The sequence below is a fragment of the Bacillus sp. 105MF genome, from assembly GCF_000374885.1.
Classification (GTDB): domain Bacteria; phylum Bacillota; class Bacilli; order Bacillales; family Bacillaceae_G; genus Bacillus_A; species Bacillus_A pseudomycoides.
Genome location: NZ_KB895572.1, coordinates 26,244 through 46,112 on the forward strand (window position 1 = coordinate 26,244; position 19,869 = coordinate 46,112).

At 35.0% G+C, this 19,869-nt stretch carries 15 protein-coding genes and 1 pseudogene; 6 read left to right on the forward strand and 10 right to left on the reverse strand.

Annotation, left to right across the window (positions count from 1 at the left end; all coding sequences use genetic code 11):
* Window positions 1–21: 21 nt before the first annotated feature.
* Window positions 22–1,314: an NCS2 family permease gene (locus C564_RS0112380; protein ID WP_003195288.1), complete on the reverse strand. Its 1,293-nt coding sequence runs from the start codon at window positions 1,312–1,314 to the stop codon at window positions 22–24.
* 277 nt (window positions 1,315–1,591) lie between these two features.
* On the opposite strand from C564_RS0112380, the gene C564_RS0112385 reads away from it, so the two are divergent.
* On the forward strand, window positions 1,592–2,983 hold the full coding sequence (locus C564_RS0112385) for an amino acid permease (RefSeq protein ID WP_018765538.1): 1,392 nt from the start codon (window positions 1,592–1,594) through the stop codon (window positions 2,981–2,983).
* A 182-nt stretch (window positions 2,984–3,165) separates the two neighbouring features.
* On the forward strand, window positions 3,166–4,719 hold the full coding sequence (locus tag C564_RS0112390; protein ID WP_003195292.1) for a hypothetical protein: 1,554 nt from the start codon (window positions 3,166–3,168) through the stop codon (window positions 4,717–4,719).
* A gap of 33 nt (window positions 4,720–4,752) precedes the next feature.
* Here C564_RS0112390 and C564_RS0112395 read toward each other — a convergent pair whose 3' ends face one another.
* A complete protein-coding gene (locus C564_RS0112395) occupies window positions 4,753–6,492 on the reverse strand; it encodes a DUF2339 domain-containing protein (protein WP_018765539.1) in 1,740 nt (579 codons plus the stop codon).
* A gap of 214 nt (window positions 6,493–6,706) precedes the next feature.
* Between C564_RS0112395 and C564_RS0112400 the strand changes: the two genes are divergently transcribed.
* Complete coding sequence (locus C564_RS0112400) at window positions 6,707–7,255, forward strand: DUF3916 domain-containing protein (RefSeq protein ID WP_018765540.1); 549 nt, start codon at window positions 6,707–6,709, stop codon at window positions 7,253–7,255.
* 41 nt (window positions 7,256–7,296) lie between these two features.
* Here the strand turns inward: C564_RS0112400 and brnQ1 are convergent, their stop codons facing one another.
* Window positions 7,297–8,598 (reverse strand): branched-chain amino acid transport system II carrier protein BrnQ1, encoded by a 1,302-nt coding sequence (gene brnQ1, locus C564_RS0112405; RefSeq protein ID WP_422109948.1) that lies wholly within the window; start codon window positions 8,596–8,598, stop codon window positions 7,297–7,299.
* A 578-nt stretch (window positions 8,599–9,176) separates the two neighbouring features.
* Between brnQ1 and C564_RS0112410 the strand changes: the two genes are divergently transcribed.
* The gene (locus C564_RS0112410; protein ID WP_018765542.1) at window positions 9,177–10,562 is read left to right on the forward strand and encodes a peptide MFS transporter; all 1,386 of its coding nucleotides are present in this window, start codon (window positions 9,177–9,179) and stop codon (window positions 10,560–10,562) included.
* 21 nt (window positions 10,563–10,583) lie between these two features.
* Here the strand turns inward: C564_RS0112410 and C564_RS0112415 are convergent, their stop codons facing one another.
* The 5 genes from C564_RS0112415 to C564_RS0112435 all read right to left on the reverse strand — a co-directional run bounded on the left by C564_RS0112415 (window position 10,584) and on the right by C564_RS0112435 (window position 14,924).
* Window positions 10,584–11,216: a class A sortase gene (locus tag C564_RS0112415; RefSeq protein WP_003195147.1), complete on the reverse strand. Its 633-nt coding sequence runs from the start codon at window positions 11,214–11,216 to the stop codon at window positions 10,584–10,586.
* Window positions 11,217–11,311: 95 nt separating this feature from the next.
* Complete coding sequence (locus tag C564_RS0112420) at window positions 11,312–12,748, reverse strand: WD40 repeat domain-containing protein (RefSeq protein ID WP_018765543.1); 1,437 nt, start codon at window positions 12,746–12,748, stop codon at window positions 11,312–11,314.
* Between the two features lie 134 nt (window positions 12,749–12,882).
* Complete coding sequence (locus tag C564_RS0112425) at window positions 12,883–13,356, reverse strand: hypothetical protein (protein WP_018765544.1); 474 nt, start codon at window positions 13,354–13,356, stop codon at window positions 12,883–12,885.
* The gene (locus C564_RS0112430; protein WP_078211672.1) at window positions 13,349–13,576 is read right to left on the reverse strand and encodes a helix-turn-helix transcriptional regulator; all 228 of its coding nucleotides are present in this window, start codon (window positions 13,574–13,576) and stop codon (window positions 13,349–13,351) included. Before C564_RS0112430 ends, C564_RS0112425 begins: the two co-directional genes overlap by 8 nt.
* 103 nt (window positions 13,577–13,679) lie before the next feature.
* A complete protein-coding gene (locus C564_RS0112435) occupies window positions 13,680–14,924 on the reverse strand; it encodes a PcsB-like coiled-coil domain-containing protein (RefSeq protein ID WP_018765546.1) in 1,245 nt (414 codons plus the stop codon).
* An 838-nt stretch (window positions 14,925–15,762) separates the two neighbouring features.
* On the opposite strand from C564_RS0112435, the gene C564_RS0112440 reads away from it, so the two are divergent.
* A complete protein-coding gene (locus C564_RS0112440; protein WP_003195160.1) occupies window positions 15,763–16,065 on the forward strand; it encodes a hypothetical protein in 303 nt (100 codons plus the stop codon).
* Between the two features lie 143 nt (window positions 16,066–16,208).
* Window positions 16,209–17,360 (forward strand): annotated as a pseudogene (locus tag C564_RS33470) (VanZ family protein).
* Window positions 17,361–17,364: 4 nt separating this feature from the next.
* On the opposite strand, the gene C564_RS0112450 reads toward C564_RS33470, so the two are convergent.
* Window positions 17,365–18,678 (reverse strand): D-arabinono-1,4-lactone oxidase, encoded by a 1,314-nt coding sequence (locus tag C564_RS0112450; protein WP_018765548.1) that lies wholly within the window; start codon window positions 18,676–18,678, stop codon window positions 17,365–17,367.
* The gene (locus C564_RS0112455; protein WP_003195167.1) at window positions 18,666–19,838 is read right to left on the reverse strand and encodes an amino acid deaminase/aldolase; all 1,173 of its coding nucleotides are present in this window, start codon (window positions 19,836–19,838) and stop codon (window positions 18,666–18,668) included. Before C564_RS0112455 ends, C564_RS0112450 begins: the two co-directional genes overlap by 13 nt.
* Window positions 19,839–19,869 lie beyond the last annotated feature (31 nt).

Consider the following 19,869-nt stretch of genomic DNA (forward strand, 5'->3'; position numbering starts at 1 on the left):
GGAGTACCTTTTTCTATCTCATTATAAAAATAAATGACATCCAAACAAAATCGCAAAGAAATAAAGAAGCGGATGAACTTCCATCCCTTTCCCTTTCACAATCTTTAAGATAGGATAGATTAAAAATCCAAGTGCAATTCCATTCGCAATACTAGATGTTAATGGAATCCCTACGAAAATTAAAAACGCCGGTAATGCATCTTCAAATTCATTCCAGTTAATATCGCGAATACTTTGTGCCATTAGACTTCCTACAATGATTAATGATGGAGCAGTAATTGCTGCTACACTTGATAAAGAGGCAATAACAGGACTGAAAAATGCAGTAACTATCGTTAAGCAGATTACTACAATACTTGTTAATCCTGTTTTACCACCTGCTGCAATTCCCGCTGATGATTCAATCGTTGCTGCTGTCGGACTTGTCCCGAATACTGCTCCCGTTGTACCACCGATTGCATCAGCAATAAATGCTTTACCGAAACGTTTTTCAGTGTTATCTGTACTTAAACCAGCTTGTTTAATTAAACCAAGCAAGGCACCGGTTGTATCAAATAACAGTACAAGTAAAAATGAAAACACAACTCCGTATAATCCATATTCAATCACATCAGATAACGCAGTCATCGGATTTGAAACAATGATTCCCTTTGGTAAGTGAGGGATAGCTGCAATTTTATCCTCAAACTTAAGTTGACCTGTAAAAAAGGCAATGATGCCCGTCACAATCATACTAATAAATAGTGCACCACTCACACGTAATGCCATTAACACTGCTGCTAACACTAAACCAATTAGTGTTAAAATAACAGCTGGTGAATGAAAATCTCCAATTGTAACTAAATTAGATGGATGATCAACGATAATCCCGGATAAACGAAGACCAATGAAAGCAATAAATAACCCAATTCCACCCGCAATAGCCTGTTTTAAACTATCTGGAATTGCTACAATAAGCTTTTGACGAAATGATGTGAAGGATAGTAAAAGAAAAATAATACCTGTTACAAATACTGCTGAAAACGCAATGACATATGTAATGCCTTCTGCCTTTTGTACAACAGAATAAGCAAAGTACGCATTCATCCCCATTGCTGGAGCAATGACAATCGGATAATTTGCTAAAAACGCCATACATAGTGTTCCGACAACTGTCGCAATAATGGTTGCCGTAAATGCTTGATCAAAAGGTACACCTGCATCAGATAATATTTTCGGATTGATGACAAGAATGTACGCAAATGTAAAAAACGTTGTGATGCCAGCTAAAATCTCTTGCTTCACAGAAGTGTTATACTTTTGTAATTGAAACATGCTTAAGTACCCTTCCTACACAATGAATTATTATCACACATTCTTTTCTTACTATTATATGAGAAAATGTAATACTTAATCTTACCAACCAATAAAAAGAAGAGTCAATATATTCAATAATAGTTCGAATTTTAAGTTTAGGTCTGACAAATATAGATATAGTACAGCATACATCGACTATTTTTGTAGCATAACAGAAAGAAATGTTTTATAATTTAAAATAGTTAAACATCAAGTAAGCGTATTCAAACTTTTTCATCCTACAAGGAGGCTTCTTATGCAAAACACAAACAAATCAGGAAATTTAAACCGCGGTCTAAAACAACGGCACATCACATTGATGTCTCTTGGATCCGCTATTGGCGTAGGACTATTTTTAGGATCTGCTTCCGCTATTAAATTAGCTGGCCCTTCTATTCTATTAGCCTATATGATTGCTGGACTCGTTATCTTCTTCATTATGCGCGCTCTTGGGGAAATGGCAATTGAACAGCCTGTTGCTGGTTCTTTTAGCAAATATGCACATGATTATTTAGGACCGTTAGCAGGTTATATTACTGGATGGAACTACTGGTTTTTATGGGTTGTTACTTGTATGGCAGAAATCACTGCCGCTGGAATTTATATGGAGTATTGGTTCCCGGATATCCCGCGCTGGATTTGGGCATTAATGGCTCTCGTATTAATGAGTGCATTTAACTTTTTATCTGTAAAAGTATTCGGGGAACTTGAATTTTGGTTTGCTTTAATTAAAATTGTCACAATTATCAGTATGATCGTAATTGGTACAGGAATTATTTTATTTGGATTTGGAAATGATGGTATCGCCACTGGTATTTCAAATCTTTGGTCACACGGCGGATGGTTTCCAAATGGTTTTTCTGGGTTACTTCTTTCCTTACAAATGGTTTTATTCGCTTATCTAGGAGTCGAGCTCATCGGTGTCACAGCTGGTGAAGCACAAAATCCAAAGAAAACACTCGCAAAAGCAATTGATAACGTATTTTGGCGTATTTTACTGTTCTACGTTGGAGCCTTATTTGTTATGATGGCAATTTATCCATGGAATGAACTTGGCGATAAAGGAAGTCCATTTGTATTAACATTCCAACAAATTGGTATAGCAAAAGCAGCAGGGATTATTAACTTTGTCGTCTTAACAGCGGCTCTTTCTTCTTGTAACGGTGGTCTATTTAGTACGGGACGTATGTTATTTACATTGGCGCAACAAAAAAAGGCACCTGAAAAGTTCGGCCGTTTGAATAAAAATGGGATTCCAAGTAAAGGAATTTTAGCAACTTCTTTCGTCCTACTAGCTGGTGTTATTTTAAACTATCTTGTTCCTGCAAAAGTATTTACATGGCTTACTAGTATTTCAACGTTCGGCGCAATTTGGACATGGGGGATCATATTAGTTACCCAAATCCGATTCCGCAAAGGATTACCAGCACAAACTAAGCAAAATTTAACGTATAAAATGCCTTTGTATCCATTAAGTTCTTATTTTTCACTCGGTTTCCTTACATTAGTATTAGGAATTATGGCTTATTCAGAGGATACACGAATTGCATTAATTGTTGGTCCAATTTGGTTAATTGCATTGGTAGTTGTATATTACTTAAAAGGATTTCATAAGATAGATGCTGTAGCAAATTCAAAAATTAGTTAAATATGTTATCCCTTCCTGATAGCGAGGAAGGGGTTTTCTTATTTTTCACACAAATATTTATCAACAAAATTCATGTTATTTTTACAAATTTTTTGTATATTTTACATTTTCCATCTTTATTTTCATAAAAAAATCCATTACATTATTAAGGTACATATATTTATTATTAGGGGGATTCTTCTATGAAGAACAAAAAATGGCTTAAACTTTCTTTAGCAACAGCAATTACACTCAGTGTCGGAAGCACTTATATTCCACCTGCTTTCGCTGAAAGTTCTACAGATCCAGCACCTGAAATTGCTGCAAAAGTTGTAAATCAAAACAATGGGAAGAAAGTATTATTTGATAATACACATGGGCAAACAGCAGGTACAGCTGATTGGGTCATTGATGGTGGTTTTTCCGATTTTGGAAATGGTATTTCTAAAAATGGATATTTTGTAAAAGAGCTTCGCCAATCTACACCTATTACATATGAAAATTTAAAAGATTATAATGTGTTTATTGTTCCTGAAGCAAATATTCCTTATAAAAAATCTGAACAAGATGCTATGTTACAGTATGTTAAAAATGGTGGTAGTATTTTCTTTATCGCAGATCATTATAATGCAGACCGAAATAAGAATCGCTGGGATTCTTCAGAGGTATTTAATGGATACAGACGTGGTGCATGGGACAACCCTGCAAAAGGTATGCCTAATGAAGAAGCAAACTCGCCAGCAATGCAAGGAGTAGAAAGCTCCGATTGGTTATCTCAAAACTTTGGTATTCGCTTTCGCTATAATGCGCTTGGAGATGTTTCTGCCAAAAATATTGTATCACCTGAACAATCCTTTGGTATTACGAAAGGTGTTTCATCAGTAGCTATGCATGCTGGTTCTACACTTGCCATTACAAACCCTAAATTAGCAAAAGGAATCGTGTACCTTCCAGAAAACCCATCAAAATGGAATAACGCTGTTGATAGTGGTGTTTATAATGGTGGCGGTATTGCAGAAGGTCCTTATGCCGCTATTGCTAAAGTTGGTCTTGGAAAAGCAGCATTTATCGGCGATTCTTCTCCTGTTGAGGATGCCTCACCAAAATATGTTCGTGAAGATACAGGACAAGCAAAAAAAACATATGATGGGTATAAAGAAGAAAATGACGCTATCTTATTAGGAAATATTGTTAATTGGTTATCTAAACAAGAAACCTATACAAGTTTAGATCAAGTAAATGGCTTACAACTTGATAACCCAACACCTTTACAAACATTTGAGCAACCTAATTTATCAACTGAGCCACAACCAGAGCCTTGGAGCGCCCCAAATCAAGGATATAAATGGTTCAATACAAATACATTTAAGCCAGGTTCATATGGATATAGCAGTACAGTAACTACACCTGTAAATAATTACGTAGTTACGCATCCTAGTATCCTGCCAAACAATGAAGTATTCCAAGTGAAAATTCAATTAAATAACTTATTACCAAATACAACATATAATAATTATTCTCTAGGAATTTTCACAACTGGAGGATCACAAGTTGCGAAAATCCAAAATGAAAATGGTACTTGGCCTTCTAACTTTGAATATAGTAATGCATTCTCTTTCATAACAAACAGTCTAGGTTTTGCTGAAAAAGTAGTAAATGTACAACTTGCACCAAATACAACTGGACAAGCCACTTTGCGTCTTCGTCAAAATACAACGACAAAATATAATGAAGCTGTCACTATTAATAATAAATAATAAAAAAGCAATCCTAAATGGATTGCTTTTTTACTACTCATCTTTTTCTTTTGAGAAAAACATTCTAGAAATAACAATTCCTAGTCCACCAATAAGTAAGAATAATACTGCACGAATCATCATTGATACTTCTGGTAAATCTAAGAAGAATAACTTACTCACTGTCACAACTAACACCACTAGCCCCGCATACAGTATTTCATTCATTCTTCTATTACGCCCAAACCAAACTGAAACTAAAGCATATATCATCCATAAAAGAGAGACAGGTACACTAATGATACTTCCGCTTGTTGAAAAAACCTCTCCTATTCTAGTAATTGTAATAAATACAAGTACCATAAAGCCGTACAGTGTAATCGAATACACATGTTTTCCAAAATGTTGTAACATTGGTTTCACTCTCATCATGCCATAATAAAATGTTCCAAGCAAAATGAAGTGAGCTACAAAAGCAGCTGACATAAATGCTTCAAATGGACTAACGAGCGTTTGAAGCATACCAATCGCATAAATGACAGCGCTTATATAAAACTTAATCTCTTGTTTCAATTTAACAGAAGTAACAACACCTAAAAATCCTTGTAACATTAAGACGATCGATCCATTTACTAAGCTGAACTCATATAAAATCGCTATACTAAACGATCCCATTGCAAATCCAAATAAAAGATCCGTAAATAATGATTTTTTATTTTTCGTATATTCAGCTACAAACATTACAGCGTGCACAATTGTACTAATCAATAATCCCCATGTTGTAAAGTCTGGAATTTTTACAATTGCGATAATAAAGAAGATTGCATTCGCACTAAACAACGCCATTCTAGGTTGATAAATAAAACTTCGGTTCATAAACATATGCCAAAAAAGTGTAATATGAATGAATCCATACACAACTGTTAATTGTACATTTAAATTTCCTAGTAACACTGTCATAATGACAAAGAAGACAAACGTTACAAGTACAGAAACACAATAAGACACCATATATAAATATTGATAACGGTTCTTATACGCATACCATAATAAACTAATCGTTAATATTACTTCATATCCAAAGAAAATGTAAGAATTAGGTGTTGTACTATTTAATAAGAACGGTACAAAAAAGGCACCTACAGATACAAATATAGCGAGATACTCTGATTGATATCGCTTAGCTAGATAGATGCCAAGTATAATCCAAATAATATTTAATATAAATGCAATGGTTGCCGGAAAGAAATGATACAAATAATGTGCAGCGAATGTCGTTAAAACAATACCTGTAATACTCCCCCCAGCTAATACTAACCCTAATGCTTGACGTTCCTGTTTTATTTGCAGATCACCTACATAGTACAAACCAACTGATAATACTACGCCAAATACAATACGAATTGCTGGAGTAAGTAATCCCGCATCTACTCCCGCTTTAAATAGCCAAATTACCCCAAGTAGCATAATTGCAACGAAAATACGTGGTAGCCATGTTTGACAAAATTTTATAATATCAAATGGTTCAGGCTTAAACGCAGATATATCTACTTGTTTTACTTCTGATTCCTCCACACTTTCTTGACTAACGACTATTTCTTCTTGCCGTACATTTGGCGCGGGGATACTGACTTCTGCTTTCTTTTCAATAGACTCCCGTTTGTTCAGCTCTCTTTCTGGTTGAACTTTTTCTTCTATTTCCCTTTGCTGTACTTTTAATTCATAGAGCGCCTCTTGTATTGTATCAATTGCTGTTTCTAGAGCTTCTATTTTTTTGTTTAAATCCTCTTTCATTCTTTCCCCCCTCTAATCTTGCTGCTAAAACAGAAATACACCTATAATTGGTGAAATTACCAATTACCTACATCATACTATTAGCTTACTCATTTTTTAAGAGAATTTTTCCTAATATTTTCTAACTTCTGCTATTATAGTAACAAATAGCATTTCCCCCTCTATTTTTCAGCTTAACTAGAAAAATAGAAAATATTGCTTATGAGGTATTGCTTTGAAACAATCGATTGGGAACAATGGCTCAAAAAAGAAAACTCGTGGTCTACGACATGCATGCCGGAATTTCTTGCAATATACGACTATACATACAAACTCTTTACCAAATGCTAATGAACAGTCTGCTTTAAGTTCCTGGTCTATTCCACTCCCCTTCAATCCTTCTTATATGCATTCAAAACGTAAATCAAACGCGATTAAACGATTTTATTTACAGACAGCAATCAATCGAGTAGAGCATTTAATCCGTATAAAAACTACAACTGAAAAAGAGTATCGTATTTATTTTGTTGTCTCTTTTCCTAATTTACACGCTTCTAATATCTTAATTGTATGTAGTAAACAAGGAATAGAACGATTTTTTGAAGGCTTTCTAGGTAGATACATGGACGGACCACAGTGGATTCCATTACCACAAGAACGCGATATTGAACAAGAATGCGGCTTACATATACCTAACGAATTACAAGTAAAAGGATATACAGAAATTTTTACTGATTCTGATTACAATGACAAAGAAATTTGGTTTATAGGTAAATTAGATTAAACAAAAAAGGCGTTTTCCAGTATAGAAAACACCTTTTTCTTCTAATCCTTTTTATTCATACAAGCACTTACAATCATTCCTAAGCAGCCACCTACAATCGCTGGAATAATCCATCCTACTCCTTCTGTATATAAAGGAATGTGTTCTAATATAGATGTCCATTTTGAAAGTAGCACGTTACGATTTAAAATATCTATTCCACTAAACACCGCTACTAGTCCAATAGTCACTGGATATATATACGTATACTTACCGATATACTTATGACATAGTCCTAAAATAATAAGTGTTAAAGCAATCGGATAAATAAACCCAAGAATAGGGACTGATACTTTTAAAATTTGTGTTAATCCTAAATTAGCAAGAATCATACTAACAACACTTAAAACAAAAGCCCACACTTTATAAGAGACTCTTGGAAATACTTCTGTAAAAAACTGACTACAAGATGTAACAAGTCCGATCGATACACACAAACAAGCAACTGTAAAAATAATTCCTAATAATATCATACCGCTCTGTCCAAATAATGCAGTCATCACATGAGCTAATACTTGTGCACCATTATCAAATTTTCCAAGTGAGCCACTTATTGATCCGACATATCCGAGAATAACGTAAATAAGAGATAATAATAGACCAGCACCGATACCTGCCATACTCATGTATTTTGCTATGTCTTTTTCATCTTGTACTCCTTTTACACGTAAAGCATTTGCCACAACAATTCCAAAGATTAACGCTGCTAAAGCATCCATCGTTAAATACCCATCTAAAAACCCTTGAAATACCGGAGTATTTCCATAGTTCCCCACTGGTACTTGAACATCTCCTACTGGTGTAATCATACTCTTTATAAAAATAAGGGCAATCATACATAACAATAAAGGTGTTAATAGTTTCCCAAACAGCCCCATCAATTTTGATGGTGATAAACTTAGCCAATATACAATGCTAAAAAAGATGACTGTATAGATAAGTAGCAACACACTACCGGAATCAGGAAATAATTGACCTGGTCCCATTTCAAAAGCTAAACTTCCTGCACGTGGTATACCAAGCCCAGGACCGATAAACAAATAAATTAAACAAGGAAAAATAATTGCAAAAGAGGAATGTACACGATTTGCTAGTCCTTGGAAACTTCCGGCCTTAGCGATTGCTATTACACCTAATATCGGAAGTCCAGTTGCTGATATGATAAAGCCCAACAATGCAATCCATACATGATTCCCCGCTTCATATCCAAGGAAAGGTGGAAAAATAAGATTTCCAGCTCCAAAAAACATGGAAAATAACATCAGGCTCATAAGCAAAATTTCTTTTTTCTGTAATGATTTCATTTCTTTCTCCTTCTTTACTTTCATATAAAGTGGAATCCTTTTCACCCTATATACATTTTGTTTGTTCCACATATAAATTGCGGCTACGCCTAACAAAAGATGATTCGCACTCATCTTCTCTCTTTGCCTTCACTTAGCATGAGACAGGAAAAGGATCTGACTGCTTCTATCCATGAACAAATGCTCTCTCCCATTTAAAAAAAGAGGTATATAACTCGATTTTGATTTTCCAACATATCAGTTACGGCTTTGAAAACAAAAGCAGACCTCCACTCGTTTTCTCCTTTTGTTTTCCATGGCATGGGGTTAAAAAAGGCCCTAACCGCTTCTATACATAGTCGGATGCTCTCTTCCATCTAAAAAGAAAGGTTTTACATTGTTTTTCAATTTTCACTTATACGCTAAAACAAACATAGTCCATAGTCTACCACAAAAGAAATCCCCATTCTATATCCACTCTGTTTTCCAATTCCTTCTGAAAAATCAACCTTTATTGACATGTAATAGTTAATAAAGTAAACTATTACATATACAAAACTATTAACTTTGTTTTTTGTTTGTGTCAGGAGGAAACTGAAATGGAATCAACGATACAACTTGAGAAAAAACAACAACGAAACAAGAAACATCTTCCAGGTTTATACCTACTCTTCTTCACAGAAATGTGGGAACGATTTAGTTACTATGGATTACGAGGATTATTAACACTATACTTAACAACAGCTTTAGTAAGCGGTGGTCTAGGATTTAGTCCCGGGTGGGCACTTTCTATCTATGGCTTTTACACTGGAGCGTGTTACTTTACTCCAATGATTGGTGGATACTTAACTGACCGATTTCTTGGAAGACGTTTAGCTATCACGATAGGTGGCGTGACAATGGCAATCGGTAACCTTACGCTATTTGCCCTGCAAAACCAAATCGGCCTATACCTTGGACTCGCGCTTATTATTATTGGTAATGGTTTCTTCAAACCAAATATTTCTACACTTGTTGGACAACTGTATGAAGAAAATGACCCAAAACGTGATAGTGCATTTACCATTTTCTATATGGGTATTAACGTCGGTTCATTTTTAGCTCCACTCGTTTGCGGATTTTTATCAGAAAATTTATTCAAAACAACAGTAGATGGCGTTGTTCATTACGGCTTCCGTTACGGATTCTTAGCTGCCTCAATCGGTATGATTATTGGACAAATTTTATTTACAACATTGTCTAATCGCTACCTTGGTGATATCGGTAAAAAACCAACAATAGATTTACAAGCGGCATCAGGGAAACAAACAGCTGGTAATACACCACTCACAAAAAAAGAAAAACAACATACAGCAGTTATCGTTATTCTAACTTGCTTCGTCGTCTTCTTTTGGGCTGGTTTTGAACAAGCTGGTAGCTCGCTAACGTTATATACAAACAAGTTTGTTGATCGTTCTGTGTTCGGATGGGAAATCCCAACATCTTGGTTCCAATCAGTCAATCCACTATTTATCATTTTGCTTGCTCCCGCTATTTCAGCACTATGGGCTAAGCTGGCTACAACAAAACGTGGAGATTTAAAAATCCCAACAAAAATGGGACTCGGTATGATTTTACTTGGAATCGGTTATATCGTTCTTGTTATCGCTACATTAAAAACAGGTAGTGATGAGCACAACATTACAGAGCAAGCAAACCTACTATTTATTGTCTTTACTTACCTTTTCCACACATTAGGTGAATTGTTCTTATCACCTGTTGGATTATCAATGGTCAGTTCCCTTGCACCAGTAAAACTCGCTTCATTACTGATGGGCGTTTGGCTCGCTAGTTCAGGGGTCGCCAACATTTTAGGTGGTCAACTCGCTAGTTTTACAACTTCACTTGGATATTCAGAAGTATTCACAGTTATAGGAGCAGTCGCTATTGTTTTAGGATGTGTTTTATTACTGCTTTCTAAAAAACTGGTAAAATGGATGGACTAAAAAAGCTGAGGGATTACTCCCTCAGCTTTTTTTCTTCGCTTTTACAAACTCCCCAGTAACAACAAAACGCTTCGAGTTATCAGATACAGACACACATGTAATAAGTGTAACTTCTGTTTTCCCGTGATCTTCTACTACTTCCCATTTATCAGGTGTTACTTCTGACACATTCGTAACAACGTACTCATACTCATTTTTATTATCATATAAATAGATTTTATCGTTCTTTTTTAACGAAGATACATCGCTAAACAAAACACCTTTTTTTGACATGTTATGTCCTGCCAATGCATAATTTTCTTTTCCCATCTCTTGCTTCTCTTTTACAGTTGCTGCTCCTGATAATAAATTCTTCTCGGTAGAAGCATTTAAAATAGGTAATTTCAGTGAAATACTTGGAATCTCAATACGACCAATTACTTGTGTTTTATCTAATGATGCATTCGCTACCTCTGATAAATCAGGTTGGTCAATTTTAGATGCGTCTACAAATTTCGTATCCTGTTTTTGATATTCCATCTTCTGAACAGCTTGTACATTTTCTGTTTGCTTCTTCTCTGCCATATATCCGTCATAAAATGGTTTACCAATTAAAATGCCACCTACAACAAATAAAAGAACTGCTAGTATACTATATATTCTCTTCTTATTCATACATAATTCCTTCCCTTTACAAAATCTTACTTCTATATAAGATGATAAAGTAAGATGACTATATGTACAAGTGCGAGACGAAAAGGAAAAGAAATTTATTTACTGATACGGTAAAAACTTAACACTCCATCTGCTTCATCCGCGCTCACAAATACATCTCGACTGTTTACTTTATGAATCCCTTCCGGTGCAGCCCCAGCTGATGGGGCAAGTCCAATATAAACCGGGAACATCGGAATTGTTATATCAAAAAACAATACAGCATTCGCCCTTTCAGCAGCCACTGCTAAAATAGGATTTCCTTTTATCATACCAGTCGCTACATTTTCCACTTCACTTCCGCGATTCTCACTTCTGCTATCAGGATATAAACCAACAGCCGCTACTTTTTCATCAATAAGATTCATACTATCGTACACAAGAGACCCAGCCTGACTCCATACAGAAATGTTTCTCCCTCCTGATTTCACGCCATCTTTAAATTCATTTTTACCAAGATCCCCTTCATTAGCAGTAATGAGAAATCGCCCAGACGGGTCCCATGTCACACCATCTGGTTCTAGGCGTGCAGTCATCTCATCTTGAAAAGATACGGTACCACCCTTTTTTAAATCTGCTTTATGTGTTGTGATGCCAAGACCAAATATATTTTCAATTCGTTTTTCTACAATATTTACAATTGCTACCGCATTATTTTCTTGTAATGTAACAGCTGCTTTATCTCCTTTTGGGCTAATCGCTACATACTCCGGCTGCGGATCATGCTTATAGATTGCTCCATTACTAATGTTACTCATATGGATTGGAAGCTCAATATGTTCCCCGCGCATGACATCACCGTCAGGAAATGTAATCATAGAAATACTTCCTGGTCGTTTTGTTTTTTTCATATTCACTTCATTTTCATCATTTGGATCGTTTTCTTCATCTTCATTACAAATAATAAGTGTTCTTCCATCTGCTGTTAACGCTACTGAATCTGGCCCTACACCTACTTCATACGTTTTTACAACTCTCTGCGCTGCTAAATCCACTACCGCCACTTGTCCCTTATTTGCATAATATACGTTATCTCCAGTTCGAAAAGCAGCCAATGCGTACTTTCCGTCTGGTGTAACCGTTACACTCGTTACTTCTGCTTCTGAATGAATTTCTTTAAAAATCACATTTCCTAATACTTTTATATTCTCTAAATCTGCAATTGATAGAATCTGAATTTGTCCTAAATCTGCTTCCGTAACAACAAGTGTATTCCCATCAGGTGTTGATGCTGTAATTTCAGCCTTCCCATTTGGCATTTGAAATGAGGCAATTCGATTAACTTTTGTATCCTTATGTTTTTTGCCAATAAAGTCCGTCACCATCTGTTCCACTTTCCCGCGATACGCTGGGTTAGATATACTCCCCTTTGGTAACGTATCTATTTTATTCACAACCTTTTGTGCGTCCTTGTCTATTGTTTCTGCACTCACATCATTTCCTGTCCATAATACACTTGCAATCATCCCACCGTATAAGAACGCCTTTTTCATTTCCCCACTCCCTTTATTCGATACGTCCAATTTCTATCATAAAAAATATTTGTAAATCTTCACTTCGACACACATTAATTTTTTGTAAAAAATAGAATGTTTATTACAAAAAAAGACGTGCACGCGGCACGTCTTCAAGCAAATTTATTTCGATAAAGTGAAATATGGAATACAGTCATTTGTATAAAGAAGATTAAAAAAACAACATATAATGGGTACGCAGGAATATACGGGGTTACAATCGGATATATAACAAGCAATGCAGCTGCAGTCGGCATAACATACCAAAGCGCCATAAAAGTCGTACGACATGCTTTTGCTGTAATGATTTCTTCCCGCTCATCATCTTGTGGAAATAACAAGGGAAACATCCAAAAAGATAATTTCTTATATTTCTTCTTTTGAACTTTATAAAAAATAGTTGATACAACAGCTACAATTAATAACAATAAAAACGGTGTGATGCTCATCGATATTTCAAATGGCACTTTCTCTGTTTGAATAATATTTGCAAATTCCACCTCAAAATAATAGAGTTCAATAAATGCCCAGCTAGCTAATCCGATAAATAACACATTCACCACATAAGACAAAATGATTCTATTCACTTTTTTCTCCCTCCTTATTTAAAACAAACACATCCTCCATCTTTAAATCAAATACATCACAAATCGTCAGTGCTAATAACAACGATGGAACGTAATCACCCTTTTCAATCGCTGCAATCGTTTGCCTTGTTACGCCAACTTTTTCAGCTAATACGCTCTGCGTAAAGTTAAAACGGGCTCTTAGCTCCTTCACTCTATTGTAAATGGTCAAATTTACCACCTCTCACCATCATTGTATGCTAAGCTTTACAAAATGTAAACTCAACTTAACATTTATTTCGTAAAAAAATCCAACTTTACCAGATGTAAAGTTGGATTTGATTTTAATTTAAAATTGTAACTTTAACCGTTCTGCGTCCCCAAGCACTAGAAGAAGCTTTATCTGGCATTAATACATCAATTCTATGACCTTTAATATCTCCGCCAGTATCCCCGGCAATTGCTTCACCGTATCCTTCAACAAATACACGAGATCCCAATGGAATAACCGCATCATCTACAGCAATTAATTTCATTCCTGGGTTTGCAGTTAAGTTATGACCCAATTTAGATTTTACAGTTTCACCTGGCTTATTTCCATTTTCAGAAGGATCAGCTGTATAAGCAGTTGCCAATACATAAATTTCACGCCCACCTTTAGCCGGTTTTGGCTCTGGCTGAGGAGTAGATGGTGTTTTTCCACTTTCAGCTTGCTTAGGCGCTGGTGCTGTTTGCTTAGCCGCGTCTGCTATTGCTTTTGCTTCTGCTTCTTTCGCAGCTTTTGCTTCTGCTTCTGCTTTTGCTTGAGCTTCCGCTGCTAATCTTGCAGCTTCTTGCTCACGAGCAATTGTTTCTTGTACTTCTTTCATACTTGATTCAATTTTTGTTTTTTCTTGTTCAGCTAAATTAATTTGACTTGCAATTTGATTATATTTTGCTTGCACAGCTTGTAAGTTTTCTTGACGCTTTTTCAAGTTTTCTTGTAAATCCGCTTGTGCTTTTGCTAATTTTTGTTTGTCTACTACTAAAGACGCTTCTTTTTCGTCAATTGCTTTTTTGTCTTCTTCAATTTGACGAAGATCTTGTTCTTGCAGACGTAAAATCTCTTTATCTGCATCTAGGATTGTAGATACTGCATTCATACGTTGTAAGAAATCAGCAAAATTCTTTGATTCTACTACAACTTCTACTACTAAACTCGTATTTGAGCTATTTTGAACAGAAACCATACGTTTTTTCATAATATCTTTACGAGCAAGTACTTTATCCTCTAAAACGATAATCTCTTGCTTTTTCTGTTCAATTTGCTTATGCGTTTCATCGATTTTACTTTGAATAGCAGCTTGGTCCTCTTTGTTTTTTGTAATTGTATTATTTAAATTATGTAGTTCACTTTCAATACCTTGTATTTCTTTATTAACAGCTTGCTTCTCTTGTTCTTTTTGCTGAATATCATTGTTATTCTGCTGCAATTGCTGTTGCATGTTGTCCAGTTTCTCGTCGTTTGACTCAGCTTTTACAGCGACTGTACTAGAAAGACCAATAATTCCTGCTAATACTAGACTACTGATTCGCTTAAAATAGTTCATAATCCGACTCCCTTCTCATACAGTTATACATGATTTGTTTTACAGTTTGTTTACAAACTCATTAAATACACTTTATTTTTCATGACAAAAAAATGAAAACAACCCATAAAATGTAATGAATTCTTAACTTTTAACAACTGATTTTCATACAAATCTTACAAAATGTAAATTCGTATATTAGAAACAAAAGATTACACGACATTAAAAATATTGTCAAATCCTGTAGAAACCTTACTGATACAAAATTAGTCTGTTGACAACATATGACAACCTTCTATAAATTATATAAATCTAAATTGAAAAACCATCATAAAACCTTTCTTTTTGGGCGGAAGAGAGCATCAAGCCATGCATAGAAGCAGTCAAATTCTTCCCTTGCCCCATACCAATCTAAAAAAGAAAAAAAATAAGTGCAGATCACTTTTTTATTCTTCGTAACCGTGACTTATATATTGAAAAATCGAAATAGATTTATATGGTTTAACTCTCATTTTCCCTTACATTTGATGGTGAAAGGGAATTTAAAATATTTCTCTTTTTATTGTGTCATCGTGGGAGTACTCACTATTATTTTCCTATAAAGCTGAAAGAGTTGTCCTACTAAATAGGGCGCTCTTTTTTATAAAAAATTTGTCGTCTTCCTTTTATTTACTTTAAATTTTCAGAATAGTATAATATTGAATGCATCCTACATTATAAAAATGAATTACGAGCATGATAAATCTACGTTAAAGATACCTCTATAACCTCGTAAGCATAATAGGAGGATTGCACATGTTGTGACTGAAACAGGATATTCAATTTAATTTACTACTACAAATACAAAAGGGGTGCAATCATGTTTATTGTTACAAAACTTATTCATATTAAATTCGGCTATGAAGAACAAATTATTCGTTCTCTACAAGAATACTATCCAAACTCCGGTACATATGGGTTTATTAATCTAGAATTTTCTCGCATGAAACGTACTGAGCATGGGAATGAATATATGATTCGTATATTATGGAAAACACAACAAGATTATCATGAGTGGATTTCTCAAAAACAGGAAACTACAACGATGCCATGGAAACAACAATTCAAAAGCTATATTCTCTCATCAAAATCCCATGCTACGCATGTTAAATATTTACACTAAAAGAGCCTTCTGCAAATTTGCAGTAAGGCTCTTCTTCATCCCTCTTTCCTATCGAAACAACTCGGTCTCTAAAAAATAAAATTTGATTTTACATTTTATTAAAGCTATAATAGATTCCGATTTTTTTTGAAAGGAGCCACATTTTGACAGCTTATTTATTTCCAATTAAAACAGCATTTATTCTATTCCCCTTTTTAGCAATGATTCTATTGATTCCATTTTTAATATTTAATTACAGAAAATATGGCTATTTAAATAAATGGCGTTCATTTATTTTATATTCTTTACTGCTTTACTTGTTAAACGCTTATTTTCTTGTCATCTTACCGCTGCCACAAACCTATGATACATGTAGCTTGCAGCCAGCTAGTACACAGCATGTTCAGCTTGTACCGTTTTATTTCATTCAAGAAATCAGCAACCATACAGCAGCAGTATTAGCCAAACCAGCTACCTATTTCTATTTATTAAAAGAATCTGCTTTTTTACAAGTCGCATTCAATGCACTATTAACGATTCCAATCGGCATATATTTACGTTACTATTTCCGCCTTGTTTTTTTACAAACAATCTTCTTTTCACTTTGTCTCTCACTATTTTTTGAGATAACACAAGTGACTGGATTATACGGTATATACAATTGCGCATATCGTTTATTTGATGTCGATGATTTATTTTTAAATACACTTGGGGGAGCAATTGGTTATTTCATCGCACCGATATTCACGTACTTCCTTCCTAAATCAAATGAATTAGATGCACATGTCGATTTAGCTACGAAACCAGTTGGATTTATTCGTCGTCTTATCGCACTGCAAATTGATTGGATTTTCTTATCTATTGTTGTACCAGTTATAAAAAATAAAGGGAATTCTATTTTCATTTCTAGTATCCAGTCTTATACCAATCTATATGAACTTATTTTCACCCTATGTGCGGTCTTCATTTATTTCATCGTCATTCCGTATTTGACGAACGGAAAAACAATTGGTAAAGCGTTGCTTCGTATTCATATAAAAGGTAAAAATGAGCGAATTACCATTAAAGAATTATTTATTCGTTACGGCCTGTTCTATTTTGTTTTAGGTGGAATGAACTATATTCTCTCTAGTAGTTCCATATTGAATCAGACTACTCCATTAACTATGCTCATTATATTACTGTTTATGTTCTCAATTAATGGTCTCTTCATTATACATGTCCTATTACATGTATAATGAAGAGATAAATTATTATTTTATGAGCATATAAGCCATACACGAAATGCAATTACACTCCAAAAAGCTGACAAATAATTTGTCAGCTTTTTTCATAAATAGAAAACATTTTTGCTACATATGGATTTAAAAACATCCCCATTGGATCTACCTTTCCTCTAACTTCCAAGAAAGAATTTAACTTTGGATAAACACATTGTAATGGTTCATATCGCATTGTATGCATTTTCCCCCAATGTGGACGCCCTTCGTACTTTTGAAAAATATGTTCTATTGCTGTAAAGTACGCAGCATATTTCATTCCTTTATACATATGCACAGCGATATACGCTGAATCTCTTCTATAAGCAGGACTTATCCATATATCATCTCCCTTTACATAACGACATTCAATTGGAAAATGAACTTGGAATTTCTTCTTTTCAATGAGGTTGTAAATTTCCCCTACTACATCTTTCATATACTGCGCTGGGACACTATACTCCATTTCATAAAAACGAACATTACGAGATGTAGCAAATATTTGATAACTTGGACCAATTGTTTTCGCACTCGGCACTGCCTTTGCTGACAGTCTACTAACTCCTTTACTTATAGAAGGAATCCACTTGCATCCTTTAGACAATAATGAAAAAGCTATATTTTCAAGTAGTTCTGTCTTGATCTTATGCCACTTTAAATCTATCCCTTTCTCTGCTGTTTCATTTGTAATTTTCACTTGGACATCATCTGAATACGGAAACACAAAAAATTCAAAATGACGATGTTGCTTATATTCCTCTAGTTTGTTTATTACAGTAGAAAATGATTCCTTTCTGCTTTCATAGATAAGTGAATAAGCTGGAATGACTTTTAATTTAACTTTTACAATGATTCCCAGCATACCAAGAGATAACTGAAATGCCTTCCAAAATTCAGGATTCTCTTTCTCAGAACAAACAATAATTTCTCCAGATGCCAGCACAGCTGTAACTTCTACTACTTGTGTTGCCAAACTACCAAATTGAATACCTGTTCCATGCGTTCCTGTACTAATTGCTCCTGCAATAGATTGCGAATCAATATCTCCTAAATTTTCCTGCGCGTATCCTTTGTCTTCCAGCAGTTTTCCTAAGTTATATAACTTTGTTCCGCCCCATACTTCTACTATGAATGATTGTGAATCCACGTCTACTATCCCTTGTAGCTCATCTAAAGAAATTAGAATTTCCTCTGTTTGAACAAGAGGTGTAAAGGAGTGTCCTGATCCAACAACACGAATTCTCTTTCCCTGTTCCTTTGCAAACTTTACTACTTCTATCACATCTTGTATATTTTTTGGATACATCGTATATTGTGGATTCCCTTCTACATTCCCTGCCCAATTTCTCCATTTCTGCCCTTTCACAGAAAGCATTGGCCATCCCCCCGGTATGTTGAATACTCCCCTATCACTTTGTTACCTACAATACGATGTAACGATGAGAAACGCTCACATAGTTCTCCGGCTTTACTATGCCGAAATAACATGCCATCCCCAACCGTTAGATGTTCTGAACCATCATAATAAACGGGCGTTTGTACTTCTCCAGCTCCCTCTAAAGCTAACAACTTTGCCCCACTTGGCTCCCAAATCTCAGGCTGTTTGTCTTTCCCAACTGCTCCTGAAGCCATATATCCGCCACCGAGGCAAGTATATATATGTTGGCTTGGTTGTCTAACAATCGGCAACGCAAAGCCAACAGCTGGTTCAAATCTAATATCTTTATAGTAATCAAAGAGCTTGGGAGAGTAAAAAGCAGAACCTATTGTAATCTCTGTAACGGATTCATCTTGCATTGTCGTTTTTATACTTCCTGTGCCTCCTCCATTTACAAAACGAAGTGTAATTCCTTGTTCTTGCAATGCTCGTACAACGCTCTGTCTACGTTCCATCACTTCAAATACAGATTTTCTCTTTAAATAAGAAACTATTTTATTTTTAAAACCTTGCTTTGGTACATCGTCCCCAACTCCTGCAATCTGTGCCTCATAGCCCATTACACCGTCTATTTGTAAAACGGAAGATTGAATTGCTTTTTCAATAACGTTTAAAGCCTCAGAGGTAGTACGTATAGGAGAACGTCTAACACCAAAATGAAACTGAAAAAAATGACTACTCATATCGATATCAATACAAATTCGAAAGCGTCCACCTGTTTCTATTGCAATTTTCTCTAAATAAGCAATATGTTCTATGCAATCTACCATACAAGTGATTATAAATCCTTGTTTTGTAAGCAAACTAATTTCCTGAAGTGCTTGTTCATCATGTACAGGATATCCAAGCAACAAATCATTAAATCCTTGTTTTATTAAGAATATTACTTCTCGTGGTGAAAAACACATAATGCCTTGAAAACAACTATTAGAGGCTAAAATTTTCTTCATCACTGGAACAGATCGTAACGATTTACTAGCAATACGAACTTTCTTTCCTCCGCACAATTGAACAATTGACTCAATATTTCTTTCTAACGCTTCTTCATCAAGAAATGCGCATGGTAAGGGAACCTTTTGAAATATGTTACGCTCCACATTGTTCTCTCCCCTTCTATATATATGTCTT

Coding starts and splice junctions, on each gene's coding strand:
- C564_RS0112410 (WP_018765542.1), top strand. CDS start 9,177: ATGGAATCAACGATACAACTTGAGAAAAAACAACAACGAAACAAGAAA.
- C564_RS0112395 (WP_018765539.1), bottom strand. CDS start 6,492: ATGAAAGAGGATTTAAACAAAAAAATAGAAGCTCTAGAAACAGCAATT.
- C564_RS0112440 (WP_003195160.1), top strand. CDS start 15,763: ATGTTTATTGTTACAAAACTTATTCATATTAAATTCGGCTATGAAGAA.
- C564_RS0112415 (WP_003195147.1), bottom strand. CDS start 11,216: ATGAATAAGAAGAGAATATATAGTATACTAGCAGTTCTTTTATTTGTT.
- C564_RS0112385 (WP_018765538.1), top strand. CDS start 1,592: ATGCAAAACACAAACAAATCAGGAAATTTAAACCGCGGTCTAAAACAA.
- C564_RS0112450 (WP_018765548.1), bottom strand. CDS start 18,678: ATGCTTTCTGTGAAAGGGCAGAAATGGAGAAATTGGGCAGGGAATGTA.
- C564_RS0112420 (WP_018765543.1), bottom strand. CDS start 12,748: ATGAAAAAGGCGTTCTTATACGGTGGGATGATTGCAAGTGTATTATGG.
- C564_RS0112390 (WP_003195292.1), top strand. CDS start 3,166: ATGAAGAACAAAAAATGGCTTAAACTTTCTTTAGCAACAGCAATTACA.
- C564_RS0112380 (WP_003195288.1), bottom strand. CDS start 1,314: ATGTTTCAATTACAAAAGTATAACACTTCTGTGAAGCAAGAGATTTTA.
- brnQ1 (WP_422109948.1), bottom strand. CDS start 8,598: ATGAAATCATTACAGAAAAAAGAAATTTTGCTTATGAGCCTGATGTTA.
- C564_RS0112435 (WP_018765546.1), bottom strand. CDS start 14,924: ATGAACTATTTTAAGCGAATCAGTAGTCTAGTATTAGCAGGAATTATT.